This window comes from uncultured Ruminococcus sp. (assembly GCF_937915125.1).
Classification (GTDB): Bacteria; Bacillota; Clostridia; order Oscillospirales; family Ruminococcaceae; genus Ruminococcus_C.
In genome coordinates this window covers 24,738-39,623 of sequence record NZ_CALDMP010000076.1, presented here as the reverse complement: position 1 = coordinate 39,623, position 14,886 = coordinate 24,738, and the positions used below count along the sequence as shown (strand labels likewise).

The following is a 14,886-nucleotide window of genomic DNA, read 5'->3' as shown; positions in this document are numbered from 1 at the left end:
TATTGTCAACGGCTTTCCTGCTGTTTTCATGGAGCTGTCACAAAAAAAGTGCATTCTGCTGAAATGATGCAGAATGCACGAAAAAGTTTTAGGGCAATACCGCACAAAGATTGTGCGTCAGATGCGCCGTCAGATTTTTCGTCAGATGAAACAAAAAGCGCAGTGAATACTTTGTGTATTCACGAGCATTTTTGTAAAATATGACGAAAAATATGCAAGCATATGACGTGCAAAGCCGCCAGGCGCTCTTTGTGCGGTGTTGCCTTAGACAAAATTTGTGCCTGTATTATCCAAACCGCTTTCCTAGTTCTTCCCGGACACGGCGGGAAATTTCTGCCGTATGATCTGCTTCGCCTTCCGGCAGGGAGATGAGAAGCAGCGTCCGCACGGACACCACCAGGTCAACCAGTGCCAGCAGAACGATACCGGTCAGGAACTTATTGGAGATCCCCGTTGGGATCCGGTGAAAGACTGCCATGAGGAAAGGGTTGATCTGATATAATGCGAATGTCCCCAGTATACCAAAGGGCAGCATGGTTTCCAGGCAGATTCTGCCGTGGAGATTGAATTTCATATCGTGATAATCCCACCAGCGGGTGTGGAACAGCCGTTCCATGAGCACGCTGACGGTGTATTCCAGCACGCTGCAAAGGAGAATAATCGAAACAAAGACATACCAGAAGCCATGTCTTGTGTCCTGGAACAGCATGGTGATTCCCACGAGACCGATGCCGTAGATGGGACAGCAGGGTCCCAGCAGAAAGCCGCGGTTTGTGATGCGGCGCTCCCGGACACCCATGTACAGGGTCTCCATGCACCAACCCAGTGTGGAATATGTAAAAAAGAGCAGAACATAATCTGCCAGGCTCGATACCATATAATTACACCCTCCTTTTTTGTCCAAGTGCTCTGGCATGATGCCAGAAGCCGGAGACGGTCTCTACTGTGGAGCAATACTTGTCCGCAAGGCAGACGATGACTGCCTCCCGGGAACGCGGTACAAACCGCAGTGTCAGGGGCCACATATGGGTGCGGATAATATGCTGAACTTCCGGGCTGATGTGAAAGCGTGCTGCCGCATTCCGACAGGCAATGTGGGGATGGGCAAAGCCATGGAGCGCACCCTCGTCCTGATGGGTGTGCCAGTCATATAAATAAAAGTCGTGTAGCAGTGCGCCCAAGGTCAGGTTTTCATAGTTGACACGCAGATGCAGCTTTTTTGCAATGGCGCAGCTTGCAGAAACCACGGAAAGGCAGTGCTCTAAAGTGGTAGTGGTGCCGTGCTGGATGAATTCATCCATGGAACAAACGGCACGGTCTGATAGATAGGCAGACAAATGTTCCTGTACCTTTTCCGGCTGCTTCGCTTTTTTGAAAGACATGTAATTCCTCCTGCCGCCTCTTGGAAGCTTGTATTGTCTACATTATAGCCGATTTTTGTCGGATTGTCAACGAAATTGGTGTTATTTTTTTCTTATTGTTCCCGAAAAAACGTCATATTTTCTTTGAAAATTCTTGCAAAATGACGAAAAAGCACGTTTCCTGTCATGGGTAGGTTTTTGGGATTTTAACAGATTTCACAAAAGAGATTGACTTCTTCAATAAAATATGGTAAAATAAAAGGTGGATGTGCACAGACGGTGCCTATTTCAGGCAGCCGCAGTGTAAAATCAAAGATCCTGGGAGGAATCGACTTGAAGCCTTTTCGTATGTTATTCTTCGCTGCCGCAGCCGGCGCAGCGCTTTGTTTGGGCGGAATGACTGCCGCAGCAGAGGAAACTGTCATAGAAACGCCTCTGATTGCCACGGCGACCAAAGACCTGGAACCGGTGGAGACGGTGCCCGATGCTTGGGTCACCAACAGTGCCGGTGCGCTAGTCTATTATGATGCAGCAGGCAATCTTGTCACAGGAGAAGCTGTGATCGACGGCGAGACATATCTCTTTGCGCCGGACGGCACGCTTCGCACGGGATGGCAGACTGTGGGAGGTGTGCGGCGGTACTATGAGCCGGAGACGGGAACTGCCCGGACAGGCTGGATCCACTATGGCGACGGGTACTATTATGTTGATGCAGATGCCGGAAAGCTTACGGGCACCCAGAGGGGGCTTGTGACTCTCCAGGGAGAGGAAACAGAGGCAGACACCCTGTTCCTGCTGGACGACTGCGGCGCACTGCGGCTGGGGTTCTTTACGGATGAAAACGGCTGCCGTTATTATTCCGATGAAACCGGTGCAGCAGCTGTAGGTGATGTGCAGATCGACGGCATATGGTATCAGTTTGGAACGGACGGAGTGCAGGTCATCGGGTGGACGGAGATCGGCTGCCATACCTATTATTTTGACCCCGGAACCGGAAATAGTCTCACGGGACTGTGTTGGATCCAGGGAAGCTTGTATGATATAACACCAGAAGGCGGTGTGCAGACCGGCTGGAAGACGGTGTCGGGCGATACCTATTATTTTGATCCGGACACCGGCACGGCAGTCTCCGGGATACAGTCCATCGACGGAAAAAGCTGCTATTTTTATGGGGACGGCACAATGCTCTGCAATGGCATCATTCTGGTCGATGGCGTGGAATATCACGCAGCTGCTGACGGGACACTGACCATTGAAAAAACCGCCATTATGGGTACTGCAGGTGCAACTGTGGCGCAGATGACCGCCTATCTGAAATCCGTGAACCCGGACGTGCCCCAGAGCGTTCTGGATATGATCCCCTATTACCTCAGCGAGGGTGAAGTAGAAGGTGTCCGGGGTGATGTGGCTTTTGCCCAGTCTCTTCTGGAAACGGGCAACTTCACTTTCAAGGGCTCGGCGGTGACATTGGATCAGAACAACTTCTGTGGCATGGGCGTTACAAGCTGCGGCATGAAGGGGAATTCCTTTGCTACACCTCAGCTGGGCATCCGTGCGCAGATACAGCATCTGAAAGCTTATGCGGATACGGGAGACCTGGTGCAGGCTTGTATTGACACCCGATTCCGATATGTACAGCGGGGTTGTGCACCCTATGTGGAATGGCTGGGTATTCAGGAAAATCCCTATGGAAAAGGCTGGGCGGCAGGTGCTGACTACGGCGCAAAGATTCTGCGGATCTTGTCGGCAATTTTGCGAATGCCGCAGTAAAATGCGATACATATTTTAAAGGCAACACCCCTTAAACAAAAAATCCCCGGAAGAACAGCGGAAAATGCAGTCCTTCCGGGGATTTTGTTTTGGTCACCTCTAAAAACCCGCTTACCCGTCATCTGCGGCGCATCTTTACGCCATCTTCCCTTTCGAAAAAACTTGAAATACATCGAGTATTCCTGCGTTTTTTCGAAAGGGAATCTGTCGCAAATCTGCACCACATCTGACGGATTCGGGGTTTTTAGAGATGCCCTTTTATTAGCCTGTTACTCCCAGATCCGGTCATACCGGTCGTTTTCATCCATCCAGCCCGGCAGGGCATAAGGACGCATGGCGAAGATCAGCAGCAGCATGGCGAGCAGACAGAGCACGTCTCCTCCAAGGCTGCGGATCACATAGGGCACGATGAAATCCGCCGTGGCACGTCCTGTCTCAGCAAGTCTGCCGATACGCTGGAACATGGGGACAAGTACCCCCAGTATGCCGATGCCGGCGAAGCATGTCCCGGCAATGCGGAATACATACACCATAATGGGTGGCATTCGCAGCACCAACAGCAGAAGCAGCAGGAAAAACAGCGCCACTTCCATCCAGTGCATCAGATTCGGTGCAAAGCATCCGATCAGCGCCAGTATGCCCGTGGGAAACAGGATCAATTCCGTCCTCTGGCGCACCAGAACAAAGCAGATGCCTGTCAGCAGGAGACTTGCGCCAAAGGTTGCCCAATAGTCCCAGTATTGCATATAGTGGGGCATGGAGAGCAGCGTATATATGGTGTTCAGACAGAGCAGCGAAGCACATACTCCGGCAGCCTGGGGTAGTCGGGAACGGGGCGGAAGATAACAGCGATATACATTCAAGTCAGACTCCTCCTTTTCTTGTGAATCAGTGATTCCTTAGGAATGAGGGATTTGGAATGAAGGCATCTCCTGCGGTGTTGTCTGGAAAGTCGTGAGCGCAGCGAACACCGTCATTCCTCATTCATACATTCTGCTGCATTCCTGTATACAACAGATAATATCGTCCTTTTTTCGCCATAAGGGATTCGTGATTGCCCCGCTCAATGATCCTGCCCTGATCCAGAACCATAATTACGTCAGAATTCTGGATGGTGGACAGACGGTGAGCAATGACAAAGACAGTTCTGCCGTGCATGAGTGCATCCATACCTGCCTGCACGATTCGTTCTGTTCTGGTGTCGATGGAGGAGGTCGCCTCGTCCAGAATCATGACCGGCGGATCGGCAACGGCAGCACGTGCAATGGAGAGCAGCTGCCGCTGTCCCTGGGACAGACCGGAACCGTCCCCGGATAGTACGGTATTATAACCATCCGGCAGCAGCATGATGAAATTATGGGCATTGGCACGCTTCGCCGCTGCAATACACTCTTCATCTGTGGCATCCAGTCTGCCGTAGCGGATATTCTCCATGACAGTTCCCGTAAACAGGTTGACGTCCTGCAATACAATGCCCAGGGAACGCCGCAGATCGGGCTTTTTGATCTTGTTGATGTTGATGCCGTCATAGCGGATCTTGCCGTCTGCCAGGTCATAAAAGCGGTTGATCAGATTGGTAATGGTAGTCTTTCCGGCACCGGTCGCACCGACAAAGGCAACCTTTTCGCCGGGCTTTGCATAGAGGCTCACGTCATGCAGTACGATCTTCTCCGGCACATAGCCGAAGTCCACATCGAAGAACTGCACATCTCCCTGCATTCTGGTATATGTCACAGTGCCATCGCCGTGGGGATGCTTCCATGCCCACAGTCCGGTGCGGTGGGGTACTTCCACCAGCTGCCCGTCCTGTTCTTCAGCATTGACCAGCGTCACATAGCCCTCGTCTGTCTCCGGTTCTTCGTCCAGCAAGTCGAAAATACGGCCGGCACCGGCAAGTGCCATGACAATTGCACTTGCCTGCTGGGAGATCTGGGTAATGGGCTGGGTGAAGCTTTTGCTCAACTGGAGAAATGCGGCGATAACGCCCAGAGTCAGACCGCCTACCCCATGGAATGCCAGAGCACCGCCCAGCATGGCAATGAGTACATACTGCAAATGTCCCAGATTGTTCATGATGGGCATGAGGATGTTGGCGAAACTGTTTGCCCTGGCAGCATTCCCGAAAAGTTCCTCATTATACTTGTCGAAATCTTCTTTTGTCTGTTCCTCGTGGCAGAATACCTTAATGACCTTCTGCCCGTGGATCATTTCTTCAATATAGCCGTTGACTGCACCGATGGACTGCTGCTGCTTCACGAAATATCGTCCGCTTTTGCCGCCCACGATCTTTGTCACCAGCATCATGACCACTACGAATGCCACCACAAACAATGTCAGCCAGATGCTCAGCTTCACCATCGCACAGAACACTGCCACAACAGTGACAATGGATGCAAAGATCTGGGGCACACTCTGCGCCAGCATCTGCCGCAGGGTATCGGTATCGTTGGTGTACAGACTCATGACATCACCGCTGGAATGGGTGTCAAAATAGCGGATGGGCAGGGTCTGCATGTGAGTGAACATTTCGTCACGGATGGTTTTCAGAATGCCTTGGGCAACGACTACCATGAGACGGTTATACATGAGCGTCCCCACGATGCCGGCAGCATAGACAATACCCATTTTCACCAGCGCCATGGCAAGTCCGGAAAAGTCCCGGCTGCCGCTGAGGAGCATGGGGGAGATATAATCATCAATCAGGGTTTCCAGAAACAGCGATCCGGCAACACCTGCCACGGCGCTGATCAGGATACAGATCAGAACCAGAATCATCTGGATCCAATAGCGTTTCATATAGGAGAGCAGTCGGAGCATACTCTTGCCGACGCCCTTTGCGGCTCCCGGCACCATAACGCCTTTCGGCGGTCCCTGGGGTCCTTTTGGTCCATGACTCATTGCGGAACACTTCCTTTCTGCTGGGATTCATAAACTTCCCGGTAAATCGCATTATTTTGCAGCAACTCCTCATGCGTACCCATGCCGCTGATCTTTCCTTCATCCATCACCAGAATCAGGTCTGCATCCATGAGAGATGTCACACGCTGGGCAATGATCAGCTTTGTGGTGTTGGGGATCTCATCCCGGAACGCCTGGCGGATGCAAGCGTCGGTATGGGTATCCACAGCGCTGGTGGAGTCGTCCAGAATGAGGATCTTCGGCTTTTTCAGCAGTGCCCGTGCAATACAGAGCCGCTGCTTTTGACCGCCGGAGACATTGGCACCCCCTTGTTCAATGTATGTATCGTACTGTTCGGGGAATGTCTGGATAAACTCGTCTGCATGTGCCAGCTGGCAGGCACGCACCAGTTCCTCATCTGTGGCATCCGGATCACCCCAGCGGAGATTCTCCTTGATGGTACCGGAGAAGAGTACATTCTTTTGCAGCACCATGGCGACCTCTTCCCGGAGTGCTTCCACGTCATATTCCCGGACATCCACGCCGCCGACCTTGACCGTACCCATGGTTGCATCATAGAGACGTGGGATCAGCTGCACCAGAGAACTCTTGGCGCTGCCCGTGCCGCCCAGGATACCCACAGTCATGCCGGCAGGAATGTGCAGATCAATATCCTGTAAGCAGCACTTATCTTCTCGCTTGCTGTAACTGAAGCTGACGTGCTCAAAGTCAATGCTGCCGTCCTGCACTTCCGTAACTGCGTTTTCCGGACTGGTGATATCGCTCTCCTCATCCAGAAGTTCCGAAATACGTTCCACAGAAGCACGGGACATGGTGATCATGACAAATACCATAGACAGCATCATAAGGCTGGACAGGATCTGAATGGCATAGGTCATCAGGCTCATGAGCTGACCTGTGGTCAGGGTATCGCTGACGATCATTCTGGCGCCGAACCAGGAAACCAGGATCATGCAGGCATACATGCAGAACTGCATGAGGGGTGCATTGAACGACAGCCGCTTTTCTGCCCTGGTGAAATCCTGATAGATATTCTCGGAAACGCCGGAAAATTTCTCGATCTCGTGTTCTTCCCGGACAAAGGATTTTACCACCCGGATGCCGTGGAGATTTTCCTGTGTAATATTGTTCAGCTTATCGTATGTCCTGAACACCCGTTCGAAAATGGGGTGCACTTTTGTCATGATGCAAAACAACCCCACGCCCAGCACCGGGATTGCCGCCAGGTAGATCAGCGACAGCCGGAAGCTCAGCTGAAACGCCATGACCATGGAAAAGATCAGCATTGCCGGCGAACGCAGCGCCACACGGATCATCATCTGGTAGGCGTTCTGGACATTGGTCACGTCCGTGGTCAGACGGGTGACAATGCTTGCCGCCGAAAATTTGTCGATGTTGGAAAAGGAATAGTTCTGGACACGATAGAACATGTCATGCCGCAGATTCTTCGCAAATCCGGCAGAGGCGAATGCGGCAAAATGCCCGGCAAGTGCGCCGAACAGCAGTGATGCCACACAGCAGCCAATGAGAATGAGACCATAGTGGGTCACTGCGTCCATGCCGCCGTCACCGTCAATGCCCTCGTCAATGAGTATCGCCATGAGAATGGGAATGATCACTTCCATGACGACCTCCAGAATGACAAACACTGGCGACAGCAGGGACGGCAGTTTATATTCCCGAACCGATCGGATCAGTTTTCGTATCATATGCAAATCCTCCTTTGAAATCGGACACTTGCCTTATGGGCATGGCTCTACGCCCAGATTGTCCCGCATTTTCTGAACCACCTGCAAAAAAACAGCGGCTTCTTCCTCTGAGATCCCCTTTGTCAGCTGTGATTCAAATGTCATGATATCTTCCTGGATCTGCTGATGCAGTTCCAATGCCTTTTGTGTGAGCAGGATCCGTTTCAGCCGGGCATCCTGTGCCACGCTTTCCCGTGTAATAAGACTGTTTTTTTCCATGAGCTGTAGTGTTGCTGTCACCGAAGAACGACTCATGGAGAATTGTTTTTCGATATCCCGCTGAAACACATCGTGATCCCGGTTTTCATAGAGATATCCAATCAGATAGCCGTGCATTCCCGTCAGACGTTCTGCCTCTGCATGGACGTGGGAATAGGCTCTTCTTCGTGTCATGAGCTTCTCCAGACGGTGTATCTCAAATCCCAGGTGCTGCATGCAGTCACCTCCTTTTGTTCGAGTTTGAACTGTTCACATATGAACAGTTCAGTATAGAACTATTTTAGCACAATTTTGCGGAATGTCAAGCCCTTTTTTCTTATGGTCACCTCTAAAAACCCGCTCACCCGTCATCTGCGGCGCATCTTTACGCCATCTTCCCTTTCGAAAAAACTTGAAATACATCGAGTATTCCTGCGTTTTTTCGAAAGGGAATCTGTCGCAAATCTGCACCACATCTGACGGATTCGGGGTTTTTAGAGATGCCCTTATTTCACAGATTTTTTAAAAAGAACTGTAGGGGCGAACTGTGTTCGCCCGCAAATTTCCCAAAACGCACAACGGGCGAACAATGGTCGCCTCTACATTATCAAGCCAAACAAGAAAAATTGATTTGCGGCCTCCAATATTTTTGCCTTGACAAATAGAGCAGAATCGCATATAATAGTAATGACCGGAATCCGGTAATATAAAAAATAGAAGAACAACGCAGCAGTTAGAGTAACCGCAGCAGCACCGCACAGAGAGCATCGGGTTGGTGGAACGATGCCGGGCACTGCGACGAAGTGCAACTGTTAGTTGATGTGGGGAAATTAGTATCCATATCCGTCTACACCTCGTTACGGTGCCTTGAGTGAGAAATCAGAGTGGAACCGAGGTTAATCATAACCGCCTCTGCAAGTGCGTTTTGCGCATTTGCGGAGGCGGTTTTTGGTTATGGGATATGATTCATACAGAAAATCATTTTTGTATCAGAAACATGTGCGGATTTCATCCGCCCGCATTTGAAACAAACTTTTATGCTTGACTTTTTGGAGGTGATATATGATGTTTCGACAGCTTCGGGAGGACATTGCCATTGTAAAGGAAAAAGACCCGGCAGCGCGCAGCAGCTTTGAGATTCTGCTGACCTATTCCGGCTTGAAAGCCGTGCGCAGCTATCGGCGTGCCCACTGGTTCTATACCCATAAATTTTATACCATTGCCCGGATCATCTCCCAGCGTGCCCGGCACAAAACGGGCATTGAAATCCACCCCGGCGCACAGATCGGCAAGGGACTGTTCATTGACCACGGCATGGGTGTTGTCATCGGCGAAACGACCATTATCGGTGACAACTGCCTGCTGTATCAGGGCGTGACCCTGGGCGGTACGGGAAAGGATAAGGGGAAACGCCACCCCACACTAGGTGATAATGTCATGGTGGGTGCAGGCGCAAAGGTGCTAGGTCCCATCAATATCGGGAATAACGTAAAGGTTGCCGCCAATGCGGTGGTGCTCAAGGATATTCCCGACAACTGCACCGCTGTGGGCGTTCCGGCACGGATCGCCCGGAGAGAGGGGCAGAAGGTGGAACAGGATCTGGATCAGATTCACATTCCCGATCTGAATATGCAGGATATCGCAAAGCTGCAATGTGCTGTGCGGTGTCTGCGCAAGGAAATGACGGAACTGGAAAATCAGAAGGAATCTGCGGAAAAAGCAGAATAAAGGAGAATTCCTATGAAATGCCAATGCGTTGTGTTTGATATGGACGGCGTGCTGTTTGACTCTGAGGCACTGGTGCTGCAATGCTGGGAATTGACCGCGGAAAAGCACCAGATCGACCATGTGCGCAGTACCTGTCAGAAATGCCTGGGCAGCAATGCCGCCGCTGCGAAACAGAAGTTCCTGGAAACCTATGGTGCAGATTTCCCTTATGACGAATACAAGGCGGAGATGTCTGCCCTGTATTGGGAGCATGTTCAGGCAGGCTGGCTGGCGTTGAAACCCGGTGTCCGGGAGATACTGGCGGCACTTCGGGAAAATCACTTCGCCATAGGCATTGCCTCATCCACACGGCAGATAGTCATCCGGAAACAGCTTGCCATGTTCGGGCTGGAGAATAGTTTCGATCAGATCATCGGCGGCGATATGGTACATCGCAGCAAGCCAGAGCCGGAGATTTATCTCCGTGCCTGTGACGCTCTGGGGATATCACCGGGAGTTGCTTATGCAGTGGAGGATTCCTATAATGGTATCCGTGCGGCGTCCCGTGCTGGTATGCATCCGGTGATGATCCCGGATCTCCTGCCGCCTACGGCGGAGATGGAACAGCTGGCAGAGCATATTTTTCCGGATATGCAGGCGTTTCAAGAATTTCTGTTTTCAAGGTGAAACATGCTGTGATTCTGATCTGTGCGAAGCACAGGCAATATCCTGCAAAGGATTTTTGATTCACTTCCACGCCGTCCGGCGTGGATACATCCTATGGCAACACCGCACAAAGAGCGCCTGACGGCTTTGCACATCATATGCTTGCATATTTTCCGTCATATTTCACAAAAATGCTCGTGAATACACAAAGTATTCACTGCGCTTTTTGTTTCATCTGACGAAAAATCTGACGGCGCATCTGACGCACAATCTTTGTGCGGTATTGCCCTATATTTTTACAAAGGAGCAAACGGTCATGCAGATTTACAACACGCTGACACGCAAAAAAGAAGAACTCGTCCCGATGGAGGCAGGTCACGTCCGCATTTATGCTTGCGGTCCCACCGTCTATAACTACATCCATATCGGAAATGCACGCCCCATCTGTGCATTCGATGTCCTGCGCCGGTATCTGACCTATCGGGGCTACAAAGTGACTTACGTCCAGAACTTCACCGATGTGGACGACAAGATCATCAAAAAGGCAAATGAAGAGGGCGTGACTGCTGCGGAAATTGCCACTCGCTATATTGCAGAGTACAAAACCGATGCCCACGGTCTGAATGTTATGGATGCGGATATCCATCCCACAGTTACCGACAGCATGGAGCTCATTATCGGCATTGTCAAGAAACTGGTGGACTCCGGCCATGCCTATGTGGCATCCAACGGGGATGTATACTTCCGCACCTCGTCCTTCCCGGAATACGGCAAGCTGTCCGGCCAGCCCATTGAGGAATTGCAGGCAGGTGCCAGAATTGATGTCAATGACGTGAAGGAAGAACCTCTGGACTTCGCCGTATGGAAAGCCGCAAAGCCCGGCGAGCCCTATTGGGAATCTCCCTGGGGCAAGGGTCGTCCCGGCTGGCACATTGAATGCTCTGCCATGTCCTGCCACTATCTGGGGGAGACATTCGACCTCCACTGCGGCGGTCAGGATCTGATCTTCCCGCACCATGAGAACGAGATCGCACAGAGCGAAGCCGCAAACGGCAAGCCCTTTGCCCACTACTGGATGCACAACGGCTATATCAATATTGACAACAAGAAGATGTCCAAATCCCTGGGCAATTTCTTCACCGCAAGAGAAGTGGCGGAACAGTACGGCTATGAAGTGATTCGTTATATGATGGTACAGGCGCATTACCGCAGTCCCATCAACTACTGTAAGGAACTGCTGGATGCCTGCAAGGCGTCTTTGGAACGTCTGTATGCCTGCCGGGAGACACTGGATCGTGCCATTGCTGCGGCAAAGCCGGGAACGGTTTCCGATACGGCAAAGGAAATTTTCGAAAAACGGAAACAGCAGTTTATTACGGCTATGGACGATGATCTCAACACCGCAGACGGCATGACAGCCATTTTTGAACTGGTGCGTGAACTGAATATTATGAGCGCAGACGCTGCCACACCAAAGGAACAGCTGGAAGCCGGTGCGGCACTCTTCGATGAACTGACCGGTGTGATGGGTCTGCTCTATAATCGCAAAAAGGCAGATGAGATTCCGGCGGAGGTGCTGGAACTGGTGGAACAGCGCAAGGCTGCCAGAAAGGCAAAGGATTTCGCTGAGGCAGACCGTCTCCGGGACGAGATCGCCGCACTGGGCTATGCTGTGCGGGAAACCAGACAGGGTACGGAAATCACAAAAATTGCGGAATAAGAAAGGATTTTTATGGCGTTCAAGGATCATAAAAAAGGGATCACCAGGGTATTCATCCTGATGATTGTCATGACGCTGCTTTGTTTCGGCGTGTTCTCCTGTTGTTCCTATCTGGAGCAGCAGAGCAAAACCTATGTGGATATGGGTGAGGTGACCCTGGTGCAGCTGGATGAACCGGAAGAGGATGCAATGGCAATGAAAGTGCACACCACAGCAGGGGATATTGTGGCGGAACTATACCCGGAACAGGCACCTGACTATGTGGCACAGTTCACAGAACTGGCAGAGTCCGGCTATTATGACAACACCTATGTGTTCTCCGTGGAAAAAGGCGTCTATTTCGAAGCAGGCAGCCCCAATGTGGACGGCACCCTGGCAGCCGGGGCAGATGATACCTACGAAAAGGTGGAACGGGAGACCAGCCCGGATCTCTGGCCGCTGCGGGGCGCATTCTGTGTTCCTACTACCACGCAGGAAGGCGGCTTCTGGGCACGTCTCACTGGAGGAATGACAGCTTACTGCGGCACACGGTTTGTCGTGTGCAATTCCATTGTATTTGACGATGCCACTAAGGAAGAATTGCAGTCTGTCTCTGAAAATGCAGAGGCGATCAACAATGCATTCCTGGAACGGGGTGGTGTGCCCAACTATTCTCAGCAGATGACGGTATTTGCCCAGGCATACGGCGACGAGAGCTTTGCCACCATTGATGCCATTACCGATGCAGCAGCAAAACCGGCAGAGACCGAGGGCGGCTATACACCGCCGGAGGAAGATATCCTCATCACATCCATTGAAATTGGTACGTATGGGGAATTATCTGCTTCGTGATTGGGCACTTTGTTGAAATTTTGCTTCAATTTTTATGAAATGCGTACAAATGGTTTGACGGTGGACTTGACTTTTCCTGCAATACTGCCAAAATGCGAAAAAAATACTTGCTTTTTACTTTACAAACGCAGTGGATTCGTGTATAATAATAAAGATAGCATACAAAATATACTGTGTGCAGATGCTCAGATTGTATGGCAATTGCATACAGCTGTGCGTTGCCGGAAGTGCATCCGGCGTTTTGGAAAAGCATTTTTTCCTGGCAGATACTGCCGGGTAAGTCATATACCAATGGAAATGCCTGCGTGCGAATGCGGGCGTGCTGGAATAGATGTGCAGGAATTGCAGTGCAGCTTGCTGCGAAATAAAAGCTTGCGGTTCCTGATGTGCCTCCCGGCATGAAAGACCCGGCTCCTTTCCCGGTGCCTTTCGCCAAGTGCCTGGTGCACAAATTGAAGGAGAGACGAAATTGGATAAATTTGTCATTCACGGCGGGCATCGCCTTGCCGGAGAAATAGAAGTCAGCGGAGCAAAGAATGCGGCGGTTGCCCTGATCCCGGCAGTTCTGCTCAGCGATGAACCTTGTATTCTGGAAAATGTCCCGGATATCAGCGACGTTTCCATCAGCCTGCGGATCCTCTACGAGATGGGGGCGCAGGTGGAATATCTGAACAAAACCACTGTCCGTATTTCTGCGGCAGGTCTGACCAATTATTGTGTACCCTATGAGAGTGCGCGGAAAATGCGGGCATCCTATTACTTCCTGGGTGCACTGCTGGGACGCTATGGAAAGGCACGTGTGTCTATGCCGGGCGGATGCCCTCTGGGTGACCGACCCATTGACCAGCATTTGAAGGCATTTTCTGCCCTGGGTGCAAGATGCAGCATTGAACATGGCATGGTGGATCTGGTGGCAGATCAGCTGGTGGGCAATCAGATCTACTTAGACGTGGTCTCTGTTGGTGCGACCATGAACGCCATGCTGGCAGCTGTCCGTGCCAAGGGACTGACTATCATTGAAAATGCAGCCAAGGAACCCCATATCGTTGACCTGGCGAACTTCCTGAACTCCATGGGTGCAGACATCATGGGTGCCGGCACGGATGTCATCAAAATTCGTGGCGTGGAGCATCTCCACGGTGCAGTATATTCTGTCATTCCCGACCAGATCGAGGCTGGTACTTTTATGATCGCAGCAGCTGCAACAGGCGGCGATGTTCTGGTGACAAATGTGATTCCGAAGCATCTGGAGCCGATTACCAGTAAGCTGCGGAAGATCGGTGTAAATATTGAGGAATTCGACGACAGTGTCCGTGTCTGGGTAGACGGACCGCTGGTGCGTACCAATGTCAAAACCATGCCCCATCCGGGTTTCCCCACGGATATGCAGCCCCAGATCACCACGCTGCTGACACTGGCTGAGGGTACGAGTATCATTACAGAAGGCGTCTGGGAGCAGCGTTTCCGTTATGTGGATGAGCTGCGCCGTATGGGTGCGGATATTTCTGTGGATGGCAAGGTTGCTGTCGTGGAAGGCACTGGACGGCTTACGGGTGCACCGGTAAAGGCGTGCGATCTCCGTGCAGGTGCAGCACTGATCATTGCAGGACTGGCGGCACATGGTATTACGGAAATTGAGGACATTTATCATATTGAGCGCGGCTATGCGAATTTGGATGCAAAGCTCCGTGAGATCGGTGCAGATATTCAGAAGGTTTCCGAGCCGGCGGCATCAGCAGAGTTGAAAGAAGCGCTGTAAATCGAAAGTATTGTTGAAAGAGCCGTCATGCAGTTGACGGCTTTTGTTGTGGGATTTTTGGTGAGGATTGGAGTGGGTGCGTTGAAAACGTTCCACTGGAACGTTTTCAAGGGGTTGCTTTTTCTCACCACCCTTGACCCGCACCGGAATACGGCGCAGGGTGTTTCGCTGTCTGCGGACGGCGACTAGGATGACTCCCCACGGGGT

At 51.5% G+C, this 14,886-nt stretch carries 12 protein-coding genes; 6 read left to right on the top strand and 6 right to left on the bottom strand.

The genetic code is table 11. The features are described 5' to 3' along the window. Nucleotides 1-286: 286 nt before the first annotated feature. Entirely contained in the window at nucleotides 287-877 is a 591-nt protein-coding gene (locus Q0418_RS07585) for a putative ABC transporter permease (protein ID WP_298483536.1), read from the bottom strand. Between the two features lie 4 nt (nucleotides 878-881). Beyond that, nucleotides 882-1,382, bottom strand: a complete 501-nt coding sequence (locus Q0418_RS07580; RefSeq protein WP_298483535.1) for an HD domain-containing protein — start codon at nucleotides 1,380-1,382, stop codon at nucleotides 882-884. A 312-nt stretch (nucleotides 1,383-1,694) separates the two neighbouring features. Between Q0418_RS07580 and Q0418_RS11025 the strand changes: the two genes are divergently transcribed. Continuing rightward, nucleotides 1,695-3,131, top strand: a complete 1,437-nt coding sequence (locus tag Q0418_RS11025) for a glucosaminidase domain-containing protein (RefSeq protein ID WP_367276246.1) — start codon at nucleotides 1,695-1,697, stop codon at nucleotides 3,129-3,131. Nucleotides 3,132-3,400: 269 nt separating this feature from the next. Here the strand turns inward: Q0418_RS11025 and Q0418_RS07565 are convergent, their stop codons facing one another. From Q0418_RS07565 to Q0418_RS07550, 4 genes are all read right to left on the bottom strand, one after another. After that, complete coding sequence (locus Q0418_RS07565) at nucleotides 3,401-3,994, bottom strand: hypothetical protein (RefSeq protein ID WP_298483534.1); 594 nt, start codon at nucleotides 3,992-3,994, stop codon at nucleotides 3,401-3,403. 121 nt (nucleotides 3,995-4,115) lie between these two features. After that, entirely contained in the window at nucleotides 4,116-5,984 is a 1,869-nt protein-coding gene (locus Q0418_RS07560) for an ABC transporter ATP-binding protein (protein ID WP_298483557.1), read from the bottom strand. A gap of 41 nt (nucleotides 5,985-6,025) precedes the next feature. Continuing rightward, nucleotides 6,026-7,759: an ABC transporter ATP-binding protein gene (locus tag Q0418_RS07555; protein WP_298483533.1), complete on the bottom strand. Its 1,734-nt coding sequence runs from the start codon at nucleotides 7,757-7,759 to the stop codon at nucleotides 6,026-6,028. A 33-nt stretch (nucleotides 7,760-7,792) separates the two neighbouring features. Beyond that, nucleotides 7,793-8,233: a MarR family winged helix-turn-helix transcriptional regulator gene (locus Q0418_RS07550; protein WP_298483532.1), complete on the bottom strand. Its 441-nt coding sequence runs from the start codon at nucleotides 8,231-8,233 to the stop codon at nucleotides 7,793-7,795. An 828-nt stretch (nucleotides 8,234-9,061) separates the two neighbouring features. Here Q0418_RS07550 and epsC point away from each other — a divergent pair. From epsC to Q0418_RS07525, 5 genes are all read left to right on the top strand, one after another. Beyond that, entirely contained in the window at nucleotides 9,062-9,724 is a 663-nt protein-coding gene (gene epsC, locus Q0418_RS07545; protein ID WP_298483556.1) for a serine O-acetyltransferase EpsC, read from the top strand. A 12-nt stretch (nucleotides 9,725-9,736) separates the two neighbouring features. Then, nucleotides 9,737-10,390: an HAD family phosphatase gene (locus Q0418_RS07540; RefSeq protein WP_298483531.1), complete on the top strand. Its 654-nt coding sequence runs from the start codon at nucleotides 9,737-9,739 to the stop codon at nucleotides 10,388-10,390. Nucleotides 10,391-10,685: 295 nt separating this feature from the next. Further along, on the top strand, nucleotides 10,686-12,089 hold the full coding sequence (cysS, locus tag Q0418_RS07535; protein ID WP_298483530.1) for a cysteine--tRNA ligase: 1,404 nt from the start codon (nucleotides 10,686-10,688) through the stop codon (nucleotides 12,087-12,089). 12 nt (nucleotides 12,090-12,101) lie between these two features. Next, nucleotides 12,102-12,920, top strand: a complete 819-nt coding sequence (locus Q0418_RS07530) for a peptidylprolyl isomerase (protein ID WP_298483529.1) — start codon at nucleotides 12,102-12,104, stop codon at nucleotides 12,918-12,920. Between the two features lie 469 nt (nucleotides 12,921-13,389). Beyond that, nucleotides 13,390-14,679 carry a UDP-N-acetylglucosamine 1-carboxyvinyltransferase gene (locus Q0418_RS07525; RefSeq protein WP_298483528.1) on the top strand — a complete coding sequence of 430 codons (1,290 nt, stop codon included), beginning with the start codon at nucleotides 13,390-13,392 and terminating at the stop codon, nucleotides 14,677-14,679. Nucleotides 14,680-14,886 lie beyond the last annotated feature (207 nt).